This is a genomic window from Akkermansia sp. N21169, assembly GCF_029854675.1.
Classification (GTDB): domain Bacteria; phylum Verrucomicrobiota; class Verrucomicrobiia; order Verrucomicrobiales; family Akkermansiaceae; genus Akkermansia.
Genome location: NZ_JARWNC010000026.1, coordinates 1 through 17606, shown reverse-complemented (window position 1 = coordinate 17606; position 17606 = coordinate 1). Strand labels below are relative to the sequence as shown.

The window sequence follows — 17606 nt, the reverse complement described above, 5'->3', positions numbered from 1 at the left end:
GCTCTCACGCAAAGGCAAGAGCCACCGCAGCAGCAGCCGTCCGGGAATGGGTCAGACTCAACGACCAGCCGGCAATGCCTAATCCCTCAGCCGTTTGACGAGCCGCACCATGCAAGACAATCTCCGGCCTCCCTGCCGGAGACATCACAACTTCTACATCCCGCAAACCGCAGGCAACGCCAATCCCTGTACCCAAAGCTTTAGAAACAGCCTCTTTGGCCGCAAAACGGGCGGCCAGGGATGGTACGGGGTTCTCCCTGGCAAAACAGTATTCAAGCTCGCCTGGCGTACACAAACGAGCGGCAAATGCCTTTCCGGAGCGGGAGAAAGCTTTGTCAATCCGTTCGAGATCGACAAGATCAAGGCCGATAGCGACAACGTTTCTTCCCATAATCTTTCCAGAAGCAAAAAAGGAGAGGGAAAAAGCCCCCTCCCGTAACATTAAAACAGACGAGTCATTTCACTCTTCATCTCGCACACGGCTTGTTCCATGCCAACGGAAAGAGCCCGGCTCACAATCGTGTGTCCGATATTCAATTCATGCAAATGAGGAACAGCCACCAGATCGGCGAGATTGGAGTAATTAATGCCGTGTCCGGCATTGACAAGGATTCCGGCACTGCGGGCCGCCTCCGCTGACTCGCACAACCGGGCAATCTCCGCCAACCGTTCGTCACCGAAGTGATTGGCAAAACATCCCGTATGCAACTCCACCATGGGAACACCAAGGCGGGCTGCAGCTTCAATCTGGGCTATTTCGGGATCAATAAACAGGCTGACCTGAATGCCCGCATCCGCCATCTTGCGGATGGAGGGAGCCAGTTCGTTGAAATGGAGGAGAGCATCCAAACCGCCTTCCGTCGTAATTTCCTCGCGCGACTCCGGCACCATGCAAACATAATCCGGCTTGAGTCTCAAGGCCAGATCTACCATTTCCGGAGTATTGCCCATTTCCAGATTCAGGGGAAGAGAGACTTCCCTACGAACGAGGAAGGCATCGGCATCCTGCATATGGCGGCGATCACCGCGCACATGCAGAGTGATGGAATCCGCCCCTCCCCTCTGGGCTGCAAAAGCAGCTTCCAGCACGCTGGGTTCCGCATTGAAGGAATCCAGCATCGTTGCGTAACGCGCTTGTCTCAGCGTGGCGATATGGTCGATATTGACACCAAGAAGAATCATTGCAGTCAGAGGGGATAGGAATTGATCGTTAAATCGGGTTGATTAATGAAGGAAATGGCGAACGCCCGTGAACACCATGGCAATGCCGGCGGCATCTGCAGCGGCAATCACCTCTTCGTCACGGATGGAGCCTCCCGGTTGAATGCAAGCGGTCACGCCGGCGTCAATGGCGGCCTGGAGACCATCTGCAAACGGGAACATGGCATCCGAGGCAATGACGCTGCCCTTGAGATTGAGACCCGCCTGCTGAGCTTTCCAGATAGCAATGCGGACAGAATCCACGCGGCTCATTTGTCCGGCGCCGATGCCAAGCGTACGGTCGGACGAACCGAACACAATAGCGTTGGAATGTACCTGCTTGACAACCTTCCAGCTGAAACGCATGGCTTTAAGCTCTTCTTCCGTAGGAGGACGTTTTGTCACGACCTTGGCTTCCAGATTATCCAGTCCCCGCACGTCATAGTCGCGGTCCATTACCATCAGTCCGCCGGGAGCAGAACGGATGATCGGTTCCTTACTAGCCTTCTGCCAGGCTTCGACATTAAGGCGGATAATGCGGCAGTTTTTCTTTTTCTGCAGGATAGCCCGGGCCTCAGCATCATAGTCTGGAGCAATAATCACGTCCGTGAAGATGGCTCCTACCACGCGGGCAAGACTTTCCGTCATCGGGCGATTCATCACAATCACGCCGCCGAAGGGAGCCTGAGTGTCTGTTTCATAAGCTTTCTGCCAAGCAGTACGGAGATCTTCGTCATCCTGGCCGACGCCGCAAGGATTCATGTGCTTGAGAATACCGACCGTCGGCCGGTTAAACTGGGAAATCAGCGTTGCCGCGCCTTCGATATCGAGTACATTCGTATAGGACAACTCCTTGCCTTGCAACTGGTTGAAAATATCGCCGAAGTTACCATACAGGCTGGCAGACTGGTGGGGATTGTCGCCGTAGCGAAGTTTCTGGTAGAGAGGCAGGCAAATGGAGAAATTGCCGCCCGTGCATTCCTCATTCTTGTGACCGAGAAAATTGGAGATCGCATTGTCGTACTGGGACGTACGCATGAACACCTTGATGGCAAGGCTCTCACGCGTCTTGAGGGTCGTCTCTCCCTTATGCGTCTGCATTTCATCCAGAATCCGGTCATAATCGGCAGGATCGGATACAACCGTCACGGCCGAATAATTCTTGGCAGCAGAACGGAGCATCGACGGGCCACCGATGTCGATCTTCTCAATGGCTTCCTCAAGCGTCACATCGGGCTTGGCCACCGTCTGTTCGAACGGATACAGATTCACACAGACAAGATCAATAGGCTTGATGCCATGTTCCTGAGCCTGCCGCTGGTGTTCTTCGCTGTCACGACGCTGCAAAAGCCCGCCATGAACCATCGGATGCAACGTCTTCAAACGGCCTTCGAATAATTCGGGTTCCCCCGTATAGTCCGAAATTTCTATCACGGGAAGTCCCAGATCCTTCAGGAACTTGCAGGTCCCTCCCGTGGAAATAAGTTCGACTCCCATCTCGTGGAGTCCCTTGGCGAATACATCCAGACCCGTCTTGTCGGACACGGAAATTAGTGCGCGTTGAATAGCCATAGGTATTAAATCTCTATTGCCGGACTCCCGCCGCACGACTTCATGCAAATGCGCCAAGCCCGACTCCTTTCCCTACCCACTCCCCCCCCCGGACGCAAGCGCAATATGTTTCACTCCTGTCATCGCGCGTAAGGAAAGCTGCCGGATTTACCCCTCAAATCGGGACAAATCGCCTCATAATTCGTCTTTTTTACACTCTTCGCTTGACATTACATCGATTTCAACCTAATTCAACCGCTCACAAATACGTTTTTTTAGCCATGGCAACGATGGAAGTTATTCTCGCAACAAAGATCGAAGGGCTCGGCGCAGAAGCCGATCTCGTGACTGTTAAGGCTGGCTATGGCCGCAACTGTCTTATCCCCAAGGGCCTCGCCTACGAAGCCACCAATTCCAACAAGCGTTTTATCACCAGCCTCAAGGCCAAGCGTGCCGAACGCGAAGCCGCTGAAAAGGCTGCTGCTGAAGAAGTCGCCAAAAAGATTAACGCCCTTTCCCTTGACCTCAATCTGGAATCCGGTCAGGACGGCAAGACATTCGGTGCTATTACCAACCACAATATCCAGGAAGCTCTTGCTGCCAAGGGTGTCGAAATCGATCGCCGCATGATCGACATCGAAAAACCCATCAAGCAAGGTGGTCTGCACGAAGTATCCGTCAAACTGCACACTCAGGTAACCGCTATCCTTAAGGTCAACGTCAAGGTCGAAGGCGCCGAAAACGCCCCCGCCCCTGCTCCCGAAGCAGCCGCCGAATAAAGGCTCCGTTTTCATTACCTTTTCCAAGCCTCTGTTTCCGTTCATACGGGACAGAGGCTTTTTCCTTTCTCATTCACCTGTTTTTCCTTCCCATTTCACGCAATCGGAGTCATAATACACGACAGGAAAGTATCGTGCCTCCGCAATCGTCTTTCCAAGAGCCTCACATCAACCCTGGGCTCCGCCCACGTTCGTATGATCCGGATTTATCGACAGACCGACAACGGAATCGACCGCACCACCAATGTGGACGTGGAGGAACTTGATTTTGAATCCATCTTCTGGGTGGATCTCCTCACTCCGGATCAGGACGAAATCCGCTACACCGAGAGCCTCTTCGGCATTGAAATGCCGACCTACGATGAAATGCGCGAGATTGAGGCCACTAGCCGTCTCTACTCGGAAGACGGAGCCCGTTTCATGACGACTACCGTCCTGAGCCGTGTCGACACGGAATCCCCCTCCTTGTCTGAAATTACCTTCGTTCTGATCGGACCGCGCATCATCACCATTCGCCATTCGGATTCTTACTCGTTTCGCGTCTTCTCTCACCAGCTCCTGCGTCGTTCGGAAATCTCGCGAGACCAAGTCTTCATCGGTCTCCTAGAAACCATTGTCGACCGTCAGGCAGACGTTCTCGAACGTTTCGGAGCCGAACTCGACCGCCTCTCAAAAACCATCTTCTCCCGGCAGGAAACCGAAGGAGGACGCCGCAAGAAAACCCCGGCAACCAGTACCCTCCGCCTCATCCTCCAGGATCTCGGCCGCGTCGGCGACCTTCTGACCCGGCAGCGAGACTGCCTCGTCAACCTGCTGCGCCTCCTTACCTTCGCCAGCAACCAGGAAGCCTACGACGATTCCGGTACCAACCTCTACGTCAAACTGCGCCCGCTGAGCCGCGACGTATCCTCCCTTTCCGAATACGCCACCTTCCTCTCCGGCAACGTCAACTTCATGCTCGACGCCGTCCTCGGACTCATCAACATCGAGCAAAACGAAATCGTCAAAATCTTCACCGTCGCTTCCGTCATCTTCATGCCCCCTACGCTCATTGCCAGCGTATACGGGATGAACTTCAAAAACATGCCGGAACTGGAAACCTCCTACGGTTACTTTTTCGCCCTCTTCGGCATGGCTATTTCCATCATCCTTCCCTTGGCCTACTTCCGCGCGCGAAGACTCATTTGAGCCCTTCTTTCTACCGCAACAGCGCTATCCGGCCCGTTTCCGCTCTTTATACTTATCTTACCAACACCATTCCCTACCTTCTATCATGCCCGAAACTCTTGAAAGCCTCGTTGACAAAGCATCCGTCGTCGTCAATGCCCTGCCCTATCTTCAGGCTTATCGTAACAAAATCTTCCTGATCAAATTCGGCGGCAGCGCCATGGATAACCCCGATCTCGTCCGTATCCTCTTGAAAGACATCGTCTTGCTCGAAGTACTCGGCATCAATCCCGTCGTCGTTCACGGCGGAGGCAAGGCCATTTCCAAAGCCATGGCCGACTCCGGCCTCGAAGCCCGTTTCGTCAACGGCCTTCGCGTCACCAGTCCCGAAGCCATCTCCATCGTCGAACGTACCCTCTCCGGAATCATTAACCCTGGCCTCGTCCAGACCATGCGTGAATTCGGAGGCAAAGCCGTCGGTATCCCCGGTACGGATATCTTCATCGGCGAACGCCTACAGGAAAAAGACGAAAACGGTACCCCCATCGATATCGGAGAAGTCGGCAATGTCATTGGCTCCCTTCTGCCCCGTATCACGGAAGCCCTCGATATGGAGATCACCCCGGTCATTTCCCCTCTAGCCCGCGAACTGGGAACCCATAAATCTCTTAACGTCAATGCAGACCTTGCAGCAGCAGCTCTTGCCAAAGAACTCAAACCCGTCAAATTGATCTATATCTCCGACGTTCCCGGTGTCCTTAGGGACCCCAGTGAACCCACCAGCCTCATCAACTCCCTGACTCGTTCTGAAGCCCTAGAGCTCATTGAGGACGGAACCGTCAAAGGCGGCATGATTCCCAAGATCTGCTCCGCTGTCGATGCCCTCAATGCCGGAGTTCGCAAAGTCCACTTCGTCGACGGCAGAGTCCCTCACAGCCTTCTTCTGGAGATCTTCACCAACGAAGGCATCGGCACAGAAATCATTCGCCAGCAACGCTAAAAAAACTACATGCTATCCTAAAAGCCGGAAGCTCCCCAGCTCCCGGCTTTTCTTGTAACTAAGCAAAACATCAGCGTGGAGACAGATATGAAAACGATGATGATTTTCCCAATTTTTTAGCAAATAAACGCTGAAGCTCTTCTTTACTCATTTTGTCTACCAATCCGGTAGATTACAGTTTCCCGCCGATTCTCTGGCTCCCCACTCCTCCTCCGCAAAAGGGACAGTTCCTCGGGCTCCATTTACATACTAGCGACGAACGCTAATACTCTTCGCGAATATCCTGACGGCAGGAGCAGATTAAACGGCAATGTCAAATACACGGCCCCCAGCCAATGCGGATTATCTTGTCATAGGTTTTCCATATTTCTTCATTAAACAACAACGGCATTATCCGTCTCCCGCCATCTTCTTACCTACTCCAACAGAAAGAGGGCCATGAAAATACAAACTTCCACACAGTCCTACGAAGAACCAAAAAATTCGCTTTCAGAATCATCCTATAGTCAGGGATAGTATAATTCGTCAGCAAATCAACTCTTTGGAAAAATTTATTTTACCGCTGATTAAAATCTGGCACAGATTCCACCAAATACCTGTTTTCTGCAAAAAAATTGACATTAGGAAAAATAAACAAATACTGTAGTAGTGGGTTGAGAGAAATCCCTATTTCCCGTCACCCGCTTATTATGAATAATTTAATAAAATAAAACGATCATGTCTACCACTATTGCCCTAGTTGCCGTTCTGGCTCTGCCTCTGGGATCCCAGGCCGTTTGTGCACAGAAAAACGATCCCTCTACATACACTCAGACGTCCCCTCAATGGAGCATTCTGGTTTCACCTGGAACATCCGAATCATCAACTCCTTTGGAATATACTGCCCCCGACGGACAGAAAGCATATTTCAAGCAAATCACCTTCCGCAATCAGAATGGGAAAAACATCTCCGTCATGATTCCGGATGGCAATACCGAACACAAAATCCTCGTCAACGACAAGCTCAATATGGCCTTTATCGGAGACCAGACGGACAATGCAACAGCCGAGTTTTTCATCATTGATCTGGCTCAAGGAAAAACCTATGCCATTGATACAAAAAACTCTATGTCGAAATGGAAAAAAATGAAGCTGACATATCCAGGAGTATTCCACGGTATGCCCTGACACAAGTTACCCTGAAGAACACCACCGCGTGTGCTACCATCATACGCCGCTACACTCCAAAAGGCGGCAGTCAAAAGGAAGAAGCGACATTCCACGCTCAGATCGGCCTGGAAATACCCAAGGATATCTCCTGCGAACCCACCGCCTTCAAGCCAGTTCATTCCGGTCCCGAAGTACAAATCCTGCACAGTCCCCAACTGCAGATGGATCCTGTTCCTGCCCTTTGAACAATAGCTCCCTTGCTACCAATTAATCTCAAAAGCCGTTCCCTCCGACATGGAAGGAACGGCTTTTGGCAAAACGACTGAAAGCCGAGACTTTAGAAGTGTCCGTTGCGAGGACCGGTAGCCCACTTCCAAGCGGTTTCCACGACAGCCTTGGCATCCTTGTAGCGGGCTTCCCATCCGAGGATGTCCTTGGCCTTCTTGGGGTTGGCAATGAGGCGGGCAGGGTCGCCTTCTCGGCGGTCTCCATACTGGACGGGAACTTTTTTACCGGTAACCTGTTCGGCCATATCGATGATTTCCTTGACGGAGAGACCGATACCGGTACCGAGGTTGAACCAGTTGGTTTCTCCTCCCTTCATGAGGTAATCGACAGCACGCAGGTGGGCGTCGGCTAAATCATCAACATGGATATAGTCGCGGATGCAGGTACCGTCCGGGGTATCGTAATCGGTACCGAAAACAGTAATGAACTCGCGGTCTCCCGTCAATGTCTGAAGGATGATCGGGATAAGATGCGTTTCCGGAGAGTGATCTTCACCGATCATGCTGTCCAGGCTGGCCCCGGAAGCGTTGAAGTAGCGAAGGAACACGCTCTTAAGCCCCCAGGCGCGGTCACAGTCCTTGCAGACGCGTTCGAGCATAAACTTGGAGCTGCCATAGGGGTTGATAGGATCCTGCTTTTCCGTTTCGGGAATCGGGATCTGAGACGGCACACCATAGGTAGCACAAGTGGATGAAAAGACAAAGCGCTTAACGCCGGCGTCCTTCATAGCGCCCAGGAGGACGAGAGGACGAGCGATGTTATTCGTGTAATACTTCAGCGGATCTTTGACGGATTCTCCTACTTCGATGAAAGCAGCAAAATGAATCACGGCATCGAAACCGGCGCCCATCAGCAGGGGATAGACCACGGAAGGATCTCCCAAATTACCGCGGACGAATTTGACCTCGGGATCGACAATGGCCTCACGGTGCCCGTAGGAAAGATCGTCAAGAACCGTCACATCATGCCCCGCCTTCACAAGCTGACGCACCGTGTGCGAACCAATATATCCGGCGCCGCCGGTCACAAGTACTTTCATGGTGAGAGAAAATTCGTTCTGAGGTCATTATGCACTCTGCCGGGGCGGGGCGTCAACGCAATCCCGCCGCCCGGACGGAGATAATTCGGCAATCGTAGAGGGATTTCCATGTCAGTCCACCCACTCAAGCCGGTTGAACTCATGAATTTGGCTGGAGATTAGAACGGACATCACGGATACTCGCAGCTATGAAGTCCCGGGATATCCGTTCTGTCCTCGATCACCATGATGTCAAGCCGAGCAAATCGCTCGGACAAAACTTTTTGACGGATGAAAATGTCGCCCGCTGGATCGTGGATCAATTGGAAATCACCCCCGGCGATTGCGTTGTGGAAGTAGGTCCGGGAACGGGTGCCCTGACGGAACACGTGGCCCCGCTATGCAGGAAACTCGTTCTCGTCGAGTTCGATGCCCGTCTGGCGGCCTATCAACGCGAACGTTGGCAGGATTCCCCGCATGTGGAAGTCCACCATGCCGACGGGGCCTCGTGGGATCCCCGAGGTCTCTTTGCCGAAGCCCCCGTAAAGTTTCTAGGCAACCTCCCCTATTCCGCCGGAGGAGCCATCCTTCAGAATTTCCTTGCGAAACCCAGCTCCGTTTCCCGGGCTGTCGTCATGCTGCAAAAAGAATTCATCGACCGCATTCTGGCAACGGACGGCGACGATGCCTACGGACTCCTCTCCTTGAGAATTCAAAAGAATTGGATTCCCAAAGCCCTGAAAACCATCCCCCCGGAAGCCTTCCACCCGCGGCCCCGCATCGACTCCACCGTCATGCTGCTCACACCCCGAGACCCGGCGGAATTCCCCCCCTACGACGACCGCCTCCTGGACGAATTGATGCGGAAAGCCTTTGCCCAGAGGCGCAAGCAGATCAAAAAGCAACTGCCCCAGGCCCCCCCCTGGAACGAAGTCGCCGCCGCCATCGGAGTGCCGGAAACAGCCAGGCCTGAAGAACTCTCTCTGGCCCAATGGATCAAGCTGTCCATCCTGTACGATACACATCCCCTGGCTGCTATCCCCCAGAAAGACGATGAACTCCTCAGCATCGTCGATGTACACGACATAGTCGTTGGAGAAGCCTCGCGCAAAGCCGTTCATAACGAAGGCATGATCCACCGGGCCGTCCACATCTTCGTCCGCAACAAGCATGGAGACATTCTGCTCCAGAAGCGTTCTCCGTGGAAAGACCGCCATCCGTCCGTGTGGGATTCTTCCGCCGCCGGGCATGTCGATTCCGGAGAAACCTACAACCAGTCCGCCCGACGGGAATTGCAGGAAGAACTCGGCATTGTCGACGCTCCCCTGCTCCGCGTCGGACACCTGCCCCCATCGGAAGAAAACGGACAGGAACACGTAGAACTCTACCTCGCCGAACATTCCGGAAAAATCAAATTCCCGGCAGCAGAAATCGAGGCCGTCCAATGGCTGCCCGTTGCCACCATCCGGGCATGGATGCAACGCAGACCGCAAGACTTCGCCGGTTCCTTCCTGGAATGCTGGGATTTGTTCCTGACCGCAGGACAAAACCTCTCCGTTCCGTCCGAAAACAAACCATCCCCCCCTCCTCACCCCAGTCATCAACCTTCAAACAATCCGTATTATGATTAATTCAAAAAATATTACGCCGGAACAAACGGAACTTCTGCGCCAATGGGCAGCCGAAGGGCTTGATCTGAACCAGATTCAGAAAAAAATCAATCAGGAATTCGGCATCAGCATCACCTACATGGACACCCGTTTCCTGCTTATGGATCTGGATATCCAGCTCATCCAGCCCAAGAAGGAGGAAGAATCGCCAGCCAATGCTACCGACACACCGCTCGGAAATACCTCCCCTTCGCTCCCGGGATCAACCTCGGTCACCATCGACGAAATTACCCCCCCTCATGCCTTGCTGACCGGCAAAGTTACTTTCAAGAGCGGTCACACGGGAACTTGGAGCATCGACAAAATGGGCCGTATCGACTGGGCTCCTATCTCCGGAGAACCCACCGACGATGACCTGCAAGCTTTCCAGACAGAACTCCAAAAAGTCCTGCGCCAGCAAATGGGCGGATTCTAACCCTCGCCGCCATCATGGAAATCCCCGACGACATCATTGCCGACCTCATCCCTGCCGTCCGCTCGCAGTTGGATAACGCCGAACCTCCATTCGTCAAAAACACACTGGACCGCCTTCTCAAGGAAGGCATGGACGAAGATGAGGCTCTCTTCATGATGGCACAAATCCTGGCCATCGTCGGAAACGATATGCTCATATCGGGCAAGTCATTCGATATCAAATCATACGAGAAATTATTAAAGAGTCTTCCCCTGCTTCCTGACGAATCCGGCGACATGAACTGACGGGCTTCAGGATATACGCTCGACATTTCTCTTTAATACCCATAATATTTCTTATCTAGATTTTATGGCCAAGAAAACATCAGAAGCCGCCACACCGGAAGAAAAACCGGTCAAAAAGACTGCGACTCGCAAGACCACGACGACAGCTAAAGAAAAAGCTCCCAAGGTTGACAAGAAAGCTGCCGGGAAAGACACAGCTTCCAAAAAAGAAGCAAAGTCCTCCACTGCATCGCGCAAGTCCGTTGCCGCCACGAAGAAAGCCGATGCCGACAAGGCAACCAAGGCTGCCGTGACCGCCCTTGAAACCAAATCCGCCCCCGCCGAAACGGCATCGCAGGAAAAGGTTCAATCAGCCCCTGCCGCTCCCTCCAAAAAGAACAGGCAGAGAAAACAACCGGCTCCCCAGCAGACACAATCCGAAACGCAAGCTCCCGAAACATCGGCAACCCCGGAGCCGGCTCCTCAAAACCAGGCAGTTCCTGTCCAGGCCCCCAAGAGCACGGTTGCTTCGGAACAGCGTTCCGACGATTCTGCTCAGCCGCAGAAACAACAGAAACATCAAATCAAGGTTCGCCGGGAATCCTTCCCTCCCAAACATCAACAGTCCCAGCAACACCAGGAACAGCCCCGCACTGCCACGGTTGATGCCGAAGTAACCGATCAGGAAGCCGGCTACTTCGCCCAGCCCGAAACAGTAGGAGGAGGAGATCTCGGCGCCGGCAAACGCAACAAACGCCGCCGCAACCGCAATAAACAGCGGGGCAACGGTAATGAAGAACAGCGCCAACCGCAACAACAGTCGGATTCTCGCGGAATTAACGCCAAAAAGCTCGCTAAAAAGGCATGGAAAATCTTCCTCGGAGAAGTCACGGAAGAAGGCCTTGCCCTGATGGATGACAATACATCCCGCGAAGCCGCCAAACGTGCCTTCCGCGTGGCCGAATTCTTCCTGCAAGAAGAATCACGCCGCAGAAACGCTGAAAAATTCCAATCCCGGGACCAACGGCCCGCACCCGTCCAGCAACCTGCCGAAGCAGATACGGACGAATCCCAGACCGAAGAAGCCTGAGAACGGAAGCAAACTTCCAAAAACAGCAAACAGCCTCTTTTCCACATCGGGAAGGAGGCTGTTTCTTATCACAACTCCGTTTGACAACTTATTCCCTGTTCCGGGAATCCATCACAATTGTCACGGGACCGTCATTGCACAGGGAAACCTCCATATCGGCTCCGAAACGCCCGCAAGCAACCCTGCCGGGCATCTCCTCCCGCAGCAGTCCTAGAAGTTCTTCATACAAAGGTACGGCATAATCGGGCCTGGCAGCACGGATGAAAGACGGACGGTTCCCCTTCTTCGTCGAGGCATGCAGGGTAAACTGACTCACCACCAGGATCTCGCCCCGGACATCGCGGAGGGAACAATTCATCTTTCCCTCATCATCGGAAAAAATCCGCATATCCAGCATCTTCCGGACAAGCCACTCCGCATCTTCCCGGGCATCCGCCTCCTCAATCCCGACCAGCACCATCAGGCCCTTCCCGATCTTGGCCACAAGCACCCCGTCAATAGTCACGGAAGCCTCGCTCACGCGTTGAATAACAACTCTCATACTTGCCTGAGACTATTTGTTGACGATCTGAACTGCATTCCCCTGACGAACCAGCAGGGCCACCTCATTGCAATCCTCCCGGCGCAAATAGAACCCCGGAGACCTCATTTTACCATCCTTGCTGACGTCAATCACCCATGAACGCTCCTTGGTGCCGATCACGAGCTGCTTGTCCGCAGCGGCAAATTCGGGAGAATAGCTCCGCAGATCTTTCCCCGCTTCAATAGCATTTTTGGCTTTAACCGTCACGGCGGCATTTTCCTTCCCCACATCGCGCATCATCAGAATAGGATAGGATTTGATAAACTTCTCTCCATCCCAAATGGAAAGTTCTTTGGCGGGCACATTAATCAGGAGCCGAAAGTTCAAATCCCTTACTTTCAGTTTCTGCCCCTGCACCAGAGCGGGACGGTCCACAAACTGGTTCAAATGCATGATAAAATCCAGCGGGCATTTCGTCTTGTTGGAAATGCCTATCCAGGAGTCGCCCCGTTTGACCACATATGTTTCACTGGCACAACGGGCTGGATCCAAGACCTCGCGGATACGCAAGGAGCCCAGCATGTCACGAGCTTCCTGGCCAATCACCCCCTTTCTTCCAATCAAAGGTTCCAGCATGGAAGCGGCTTCCTCCGCCTTCCCCTCTGCCGCCAGTATGGCCGCCTGCTGTAATGCCTCGGGCCTACGGGGCCACAGTGAATAGTTCTCCTCCGCAACCACGACAGAACACCCAAACAGGCATATCGCCAGCCCCCATTTACAGCAGGCCTTTGCGACGGAAATCGAAAATATTGATTTCATGTGATTTTTGTACCATCTCTACCGTAAACTTCAAGAGGCAGACTTCCCAGGCATCGTCAACACCCTCCACCACGGCCCTCAGGGGATCTCCCGATGCCCTGACCTCGTCCACAAGACGTCCCTTAACAGCCTCGAACGGCTCGTGCACCAATTCCTCGGTTACCTCGGAACGCCGAAACTGAAAGCCATATTGCAAAAGTGTCTGCAGAGCGGCCCCATGGCGTGCAAGCCAATCGAAAAACTGCCGGGCGTCATCCCCGAACCCATCCATTTCAATCTGCTTATACATATCGGGGCGGATAATTTTCGGCTTTTCCGCTTCTACCCATCCGCTACGGATGCGAGTCACATTGGAATCATCCATTAATCCGCTCACAAGGAGGAAGGAAAAACGAGTATCACCAAACGTGTCAATGCGGCGATCCGGAACATACAAGATGTTCGTGGATTCGAGGGCGTACTGGATATCGTCTTCGGAGTACATAGGGGGAAACTCTCGTGAATGAAGCCACTGGGAACCAGTCGACAATAAAAAGGCGGTCCCGCGTTGACCGGGGAACCGCCAGTGGGAAATTATTTTCCCGTCATGGGAAAAGTAAAATGCTTATTATTCGGCTTGGGCTTTTTCGATATAAGCAACGACGTCCGCAACGGACTGAAGCTTTTCAGCATCGCTATCGGGCACTTCGATGTCGAACGCGTCTTCAAAAGCCATCACGAGTTCTACGGTATCCAGAGAGTCGGCACCGAGGTCCTCGATGAACTTTGCGTTAGTGGTCACTTTATCGGCTTCAGCGCCGAGTTGCTCGACGATGATTTCCTTCACCTTTTCTTCGATGCTATCAGACATTGTGTTAGGTTGTTAGAGTTACCCGCTTTTACAGTGGCACTCTATGTTTGGCAACACATTTTTCAGACTTCCTTCAAGAAAGGGACGAGCAAGATCCCTTCTACGAAAAGAGTTTTCCACCGTCAGGCAGGGGGATTTAACCCGGCGATCACTCTCAATCCATTGAGTGTCAGCAAAGGATCAACGTGGTCGATTCGGGGTACGCCCTGTGCAATCAATTCGGCGTCGCCACCTGTTGCAATGACAATCGGAACTCCATCCATCTCCTTCTCCAAGCATTCCAAAATCTCTTTCACCAAACCGCGGTAGCCGTAAACGGCCCCGGAATGCATAGCCTCCTCCGTACTTCTCCCGATAGCATACTTGGGTTCATGGGGATCAATTGCCGGAAGAAGGGCCGTATTCCTGGCAAGGTAATCGCCCATCGACGCCAGCCCGGGAGCAATAGCTCCCCCCTTGTAACCGGTCTCACGGGAAACAACATCGAACGTCACTGCCGTCCCGAAATCCACTACAATGGCGGGCGCTCTGTAAAAAGCAACCGCACCGGCCGCATTCACCAACCGATCCGCTCCAATCTGACGAGGAAGGGGATAATCAATGCCTACCCCCAAATTCGATTGCCACGTCACCATATGGTAGGGACGAGGCAGCCAATCTGCCAGCAATTCCGATACCCGGGGTACCACGGATGAAAAAACGGCATAATCATATCGCAAATGGCCTAGTTCCCTGGTCAGGCGTTCTTCGTTAATCTCGCGAGTCGGGATGACGATGCGCGTCTCCAGAAGGCGATCCGGCTCGGAGAGAACAAACTTTGTCCTCGTATTTGAATTATCAATCAGCAGGTAGCTCACAACCCACTTCAATTAGAACGGGAGGAGCACAACTGCAAGGCCAAAGAAGCCACCATGCCGCTTCCTCCTGTCATCCCCGCATCCAGCAGGTTTTGGTGCATGCGGCGCCACAGCTCGCCGTCATCGCCCAGCATCGCCCTCAAAGAGTCTTCCATTTCACCGGAAGATCCTACGTAACGCCCTCCGCCAAGAATCTCCAGCAGAGCGACATTACCCTCTTCCTGTCCTGGAACCAGATAATTCACCAGCATGGGACGTCCTGAGGCAATCACCTCATGCGTCGTCGCTCCGCCCGCCTTGCCGATGACAAGGTGGTGGCTCGCCAGAAAATCAGGCACGCGATTCGTCCAGCCGACAAGACGAAAACGGGCAGGATAGTCCAGGTTCTGCCGGATCTTGTGCAGAACAGGATACAGATGCCGGCTACGCCTTCCCATGATGCACGTTACCCGAATATCCGGATGAGCATGGAAAATTGCCCTGAGATCGGATTTGATCCTCTCAGTTCCCCCTCCGGCAAAATACAGGATACGGAAGGGACTCCCCGGTTGCCACACCATTCTTTCACCGCGGCTCCGTTGCACGACCGAGGGAGACACAGGAAAACCCGTCACCTTGATCTTCTCCTCGGGTACATCACGCCGGACGAGAACATCCCGGGTCCATGGATCCGTCACACACCACATCTCGCTCCTGCTGCACAGCCACGTTTTGTTAATTTCCAGAGAATCCGTCACAACCGTCATATAGGGCACACTTCTTCCCCCCGTCTGGAAAATCTTGTCCAGCAAATGAGGATACAGCATATAGGTACACACAATCGCATCCGGCCTCCATCCGCGAACCAAACTGGACAAGTAATTTTTCACGGCAGCCATCATCGGATACTCCGATCGGGAAAGATCCAGACTATCCGTCCAGTCGTAAGCCTGACGCCACAACAAAGGTGCCCGCCGAATCGTCCATAAATACCCGGCACGGGACCAACGGAAAAAAAACGGCATACTCTCCTTGCATGGATCGACAATGCGGCATTCGGCCTTTCCGTCCAGAGCTTCGGCCACACCACGTGCCGCGCTATTATGGCCATCACCGTAGCCGGATGTCAGAATCAGGATGCGTGGGCTGGAATTCATCAGGGAAAAGCATGAAGAAATTTACCTCCGGACACAACCTAAATCGGCAAACATTGTCACACCCCGGTCGCAATCCCCTCCAAAACAACATTCCGGTCAGCTGTCAGAACTTCTCCCTGATAAATAGATCCCTTCTTGAAAATCGCCTTGCCTGTTCCAGGAAGACCCCCCTTCACCTCAACCCCCGGACCAATAACCCAATTCCCCCGGAACGGTACACCCCTCCCCTTCTTCGACATTCCTTGGCCGACCTCGGTAAAATCGACGGCAGCATGCTTCCCGGAAGAAGAAGCGTCTGTATTCATGATGAAAATATCCGCCTGTCCCGTCAAAGCCGCCATACCACCCTTAACATCCGGTCTTGCAACCGCCACACAAGATCCGCCCGACAATTTCCACTCCTGACGACCGGATAGTTGCAATGCCGAGGCAATCAACAATTTCCTTCCCTGCTGTACTTCAATCCCGCCCGGACCTACAACCAAACGTTGCGAAGCGCCACCGGCAATAGCAACCGTATTCACAGACGGATCCTCGACACGGATGCCAAAAGCCTTGAACGAATCCACACCTTCTCCAATCCGGCTCGGCAAAATAGAAGAAGCCAAATCCCATACACACACCTTCTTTACAGGTACTTTCCCATCCATCCAGGCGTCGGGAGCATTCAAAGGCAGATCATAGCGTCCACTCCGGACACTCCCCACCGATTTCCCTTTCAGATGCCCCATAGCATAGGCAAAACGCGCTCCGATCACCAATTGAGAACATCCATCATAGTGTACCCCCATCGAATCGCCGGAAGTCAACTTGGGAAGGTCCCTCGTAGGAGCATAACCGAGAGCAGGAGAAGATGCCGCGAGAGAACGCATCACCTGCCAAGTCGTCTTGCCATCCACCTCCGTATCGCGGCCATTCAGCATCCCGTTCGTATTCCCGGTTAAAGAGTCCGTCACATTCTTCGTCCCCCAATTCGCATTCTCTCCAATCACAGCACACGATTTTGCCAAAGGCGCAGTATCTCCCCATCCTTTCAAATCTTCCGCCAAATGCTTGAGAAGTTCCTTGAAACGCTGGGCGGCAGCCGGCACAGCATCCCCTGAATCACTCTCACCCTGCAGATAAAGAAGTCCGGCAAACTCAATTTTCCCATACTTTTTTTCCTTCAAGGCAGAACTTGCATTCTTCACGGCCCCCACCAGCAACCGGTAAGCCTGTCCATTCCGCATCCAATGTCCATTGTCGCCACCATCGCGCGACGCCTTCACAATCGCCACATCGGCATCGTCAAACCATCCCTTTTTCTCCAAAACCGCGGCGAATCCATACTCCGGCCCCATACACAAATTGCCATTATAAGAAGGGACCGCAGGAACAACCATTCCCCATTCTTGGGAGGCCCCGGAAAAGACTCCCTCCTTCTGTCCGAAATTTTCATGCCAGTACATCGTCCTTTCCGGCTTGTACTTTTCCAACATTTCCGCAGATACAGGAGATCCCTTCACGGCTCCCAGTGAATTCGATTGCCCAGTCAGTAAAAAAATCTTCAAATCCCGGCCATTGACCGGTATCGCAAAACACCCCAGCAAGAAAAACAACAACAGCTTCATGATAATGGAATGGAGAAATAGTTCAAAACAGCTCCAGAGTCCATATCTTTTCCGCTCTTTCCGAGATCATTTCGATTTTTCTGCATTCGTCACATTTCGCGGGGATGAGGATTCGAGTATAAACAGAGAAGCCCCGCCTTGCATGGTGACAAGGCGGGGCTTCATGATCAATCCCGGCGACGACCTACTCTCACAAGAGCTATACTCTCACTACCATCGGC

The 17606-nt window shown here is 53.1% G+C and carries 20 protein-coding genes; 9 read left to right on the top strand and 11 right to left on the bottom strand.

Annotated elements, in window-relative coordinates; all coding sequences use genetic code 11:
* Positions 1-4: 4 nt before the first annotated feature.
* Genes acpS through purH form a run of 3 tightly spaced genes read right to left on the bottom strand, consistent with a single transcriptional unit; the run spans position 5 to position 2772 of the window.
* The gene (gene acpS, locus QET40_RS01575) at positions 5-391 is read right to left on the bottom strand and encodes a holo-ACP synthase (RefSeq protein ID WP_280125416.1); all 387 of its coding nucleotides are present in this window, start codon (positions 389-391) and stop codon (positions 5-7) included.
* A 50-nt stretch (positions 392-441) separates the two neighbouring features.
* Positions 442-1182: a pyridoxine 5'-phosphate synthase gene (locus QET40_RS01570; protein ID WP_280125415.1), complete on the bottom strand. Its 741-nt coding sequence runs from the start codon at positions 1180-1182 to the stop codon at positions 442-444.
* 42 nt (positions 1183-1224) lie between these two features.
* Entirely contained in the window at positions 1225-2772 is a 1548-nt protein-coding gene (purH, locus tag QET40_RS01565; RefSeq protein ID WP_280125414.1) for a bifunctional phosphoribosylaminoimidazolecarboxamide formyltransferase/IMP cyclohydrolase, read from the bottom strand.
* 260 nt (positions 2773-3032) lie between these two features.
* On the opposite strand from purH, the gene rplI reads away from it, so the two are divergent.
* The 5 genes from rplI to QET40_RS01540 all read left to right on the top strand — a co-directional run bounded on the left by rplI (position 3033) and on the right by QET40_RS01540 (position 7091).
* Positions 3033-3530 carry a 50S ribosomal protein L9 gene (gene rplI, locus QET40_RS01560; RefSeq protein WP_280125413.1) on the top strand — a complete coding sequence of 166 codons (498 nt, stop codon included), beginning with the start codon at positions 3033-3035 and terminating at the stop codon, positions 3528-3530.
* A gap of 195 nt (positions 3531-3725) precedes the next feature.
* Complete coding sequence (locus tag QET40_RS01555) at positions 3726-4718, top strand: magnesium transporter CorA family protein (protein WP_280125412.1); 993 nt, start codon at positions 3726-3728, stop codon at positions 4716-4718.
* An 85-nt stretch (positions 4719-4803) separates the two neighbouring features.
* Positions 4804-5697 carry an acetylglutamate kinase gene (gene argB / locus QET40_RS01550; RefSeq protein ID WP_280125411.1) on the top strand — a complete coding sequence of 298 codons (894 nt, stop codon included), beginning with the start codon at positions 4804-4806 and terminating at the stop codon, positions 5695-5697.
* Between the two features lie 717 nt (positions 5698-6414).
* A complete protein-coding gene (locus QET40_RS01545) occupies positions 6415-6864 on the top strand; it encodes a hypothetical protein (protein WP_280125410.1) in 450 nt (149 codons plus the stop codon).
* Entirely contained in the window at positions 6813-7091 is a 279-nt protein-coding gene (locus tag QET40_RS01540) for a hypothetical protein (protein WP_280125409.1), read from the top strand. Before QET40_RS01545 ends, QET40_RS01540 begins: the two co-directional genes overlap by 52 nt.
* Positions 7092-7183: 92 nt before the next feature.
* On the opposite strand, the gene galE is transcribed toward QET40_RS01540, so the two are convergent.
* Positions 7184-8173: a UDP-glucose 4-epimerase GalE gene (gene galE, locus QET40_RS01535; protein ID WP_280125408.1), complete on the bottom strand. Its 990-nt coding sequence runs from the start codon at positions 8171-8173 to the stop codon at positions 7184-7186.
* Positions 8174-8361: 188 nt separating this feature from the next.
* On the opposite strand from galE, the gene rsmA reads away from it, so the two are divergent.
* From rsmA to QET40_RS01515, 4 genes are all read left to right on the top strand, one after another.
* On the top strand, positions 8362-9783 hold the full coding sequence (gene rsmA, locus QET40_RS01530) for a 16S rRNA (adenine(1518)-N(6)/adenine(1519)-N(6))-dimethyltransferase RsmA (RefSeq protein ID WP_280125407.1): 1422 nt from the start codon (positions 8362-8364) through the stop codon (positions 9781-9783).
* Positions 9776-10237, top strand: coding sequence for a hypothetical protein (locus QET40_RS01525; RefSeq protein WP_280125406.1), 462 nt, complete (start codon positions 9776-9778; stop codon positions 10235-10237). Before rsmA ends, QET40_RS01525 begins: the two co-directional genes overlap by 8 nt.
* A 14-nt stretch (positions 10238-10251) precedes the next feature.
* Positions 10252-10521: a hypothetical protein gene (locus QET40_RS01520; RefSeq protein WP_280125405.1), complete on the top strand. Its 270-nt coding sequence runs from the start codon at positions 10252-10254 to the stop codon at positions 10519-10521.
* A 64-nt stretch (positions 10522-10585) separates the two neighbouring features.
* Positions 10586-11590: a hypothetical protein gene (locus QET40_RS01515; RefSeq protein WP_280125404.1), complete on the top strand. Its 1005-nt coding sequence runs from the start codon at positions 10586-10588 to the stop codon at positions 11588-11590.
* 88 nt (positions 11591-11678) lie between these two features.
* Here the strand turns inward: QET40_RS01515 and dtd are convergent, their stop codons facing one another.
* From dtd to QET40_RS01480, 7 genes are all read right to left on the bottom strand, one after another.
* Positions 11679-12131: a D-aminoacyl-tRNA deacylase gene (gene dtd, locus QET40_RS01510; RefSeq protein WP_280125403.1), complete on the bottom strand. Its 453-nt coding sequence runs from the start codon at positions 12129-12131 to the stop codon at positions 11679-11681.
* A gap of 12 nt (positions 12132-12143) precedes the next feature.
* Positions 12144-12932: a LysM peptidoglycan-binding domain-containing protein gene (locus QET40_RS01505; protein WP_280125402.1), complete on the bottom strand. Its 789-nt coding sequence runs from the start codon at positions 12930-12932 to the stop codon at positions 12144-12146.
* Complete coding sequence (locus QET40_RS01500; RefSeq protein WP_280125401.1) at positions 12889-13416, bottom strand: hypothetical protein; 528 nt, start codon at positions 13414-13416, stop codon at positions 12889-12891. Before QET40_RS01500 ends, QET40_RS01505 begins: the two co-directional genes overlap by 44 nt.
* Before the next feature lie 123 nt (positions 13417-13539).
* A complete protein-coding gene (locus QET40_RS01495) occupies positions 13540-13782 on the bottom strand; it encodes an acyl carrier protein (protein ID WP_280125400.1) in 243 nt (80 codons plus the stop codon).
* Positions 13783-13904: 122 nt separating this feature from the next.
* A complete protein-coding gene (locus QET40_RS01490) occupies positions 13905-14639 on the bottom strand; it encodes a type III pantothenate kinase (protein ID WP_280125399.1) in 735 nt (244 codons plus the stop codon).
* Positions 14640-14647: 8 nt separating this feature from the next.
* Positions 14648-15775, bottom strand: coding sequence for a hypothetical protein (locus QET40_RS01485; RefSeq protein ID WP_280125398.1), 1128 nt, complete (start codon positions 15773-15775; stop codon positions 14648-14650).
* 56 nt (positions 15776-15831) lie between these two features.
* The gene (locus QET40_RS01480) at positions 15832-17385 is read right to left on the bottom strand and encodes a sialate O-acetylesterase (RefSeq protein WP_280125397.1); all 1554 of its coding nucleotides are present in this window, start codon (positions 17383-17385) and stop codon (positions 15832-15834) included.
* Positions 17386-17606: the final 221 nt, after the last annotated feature.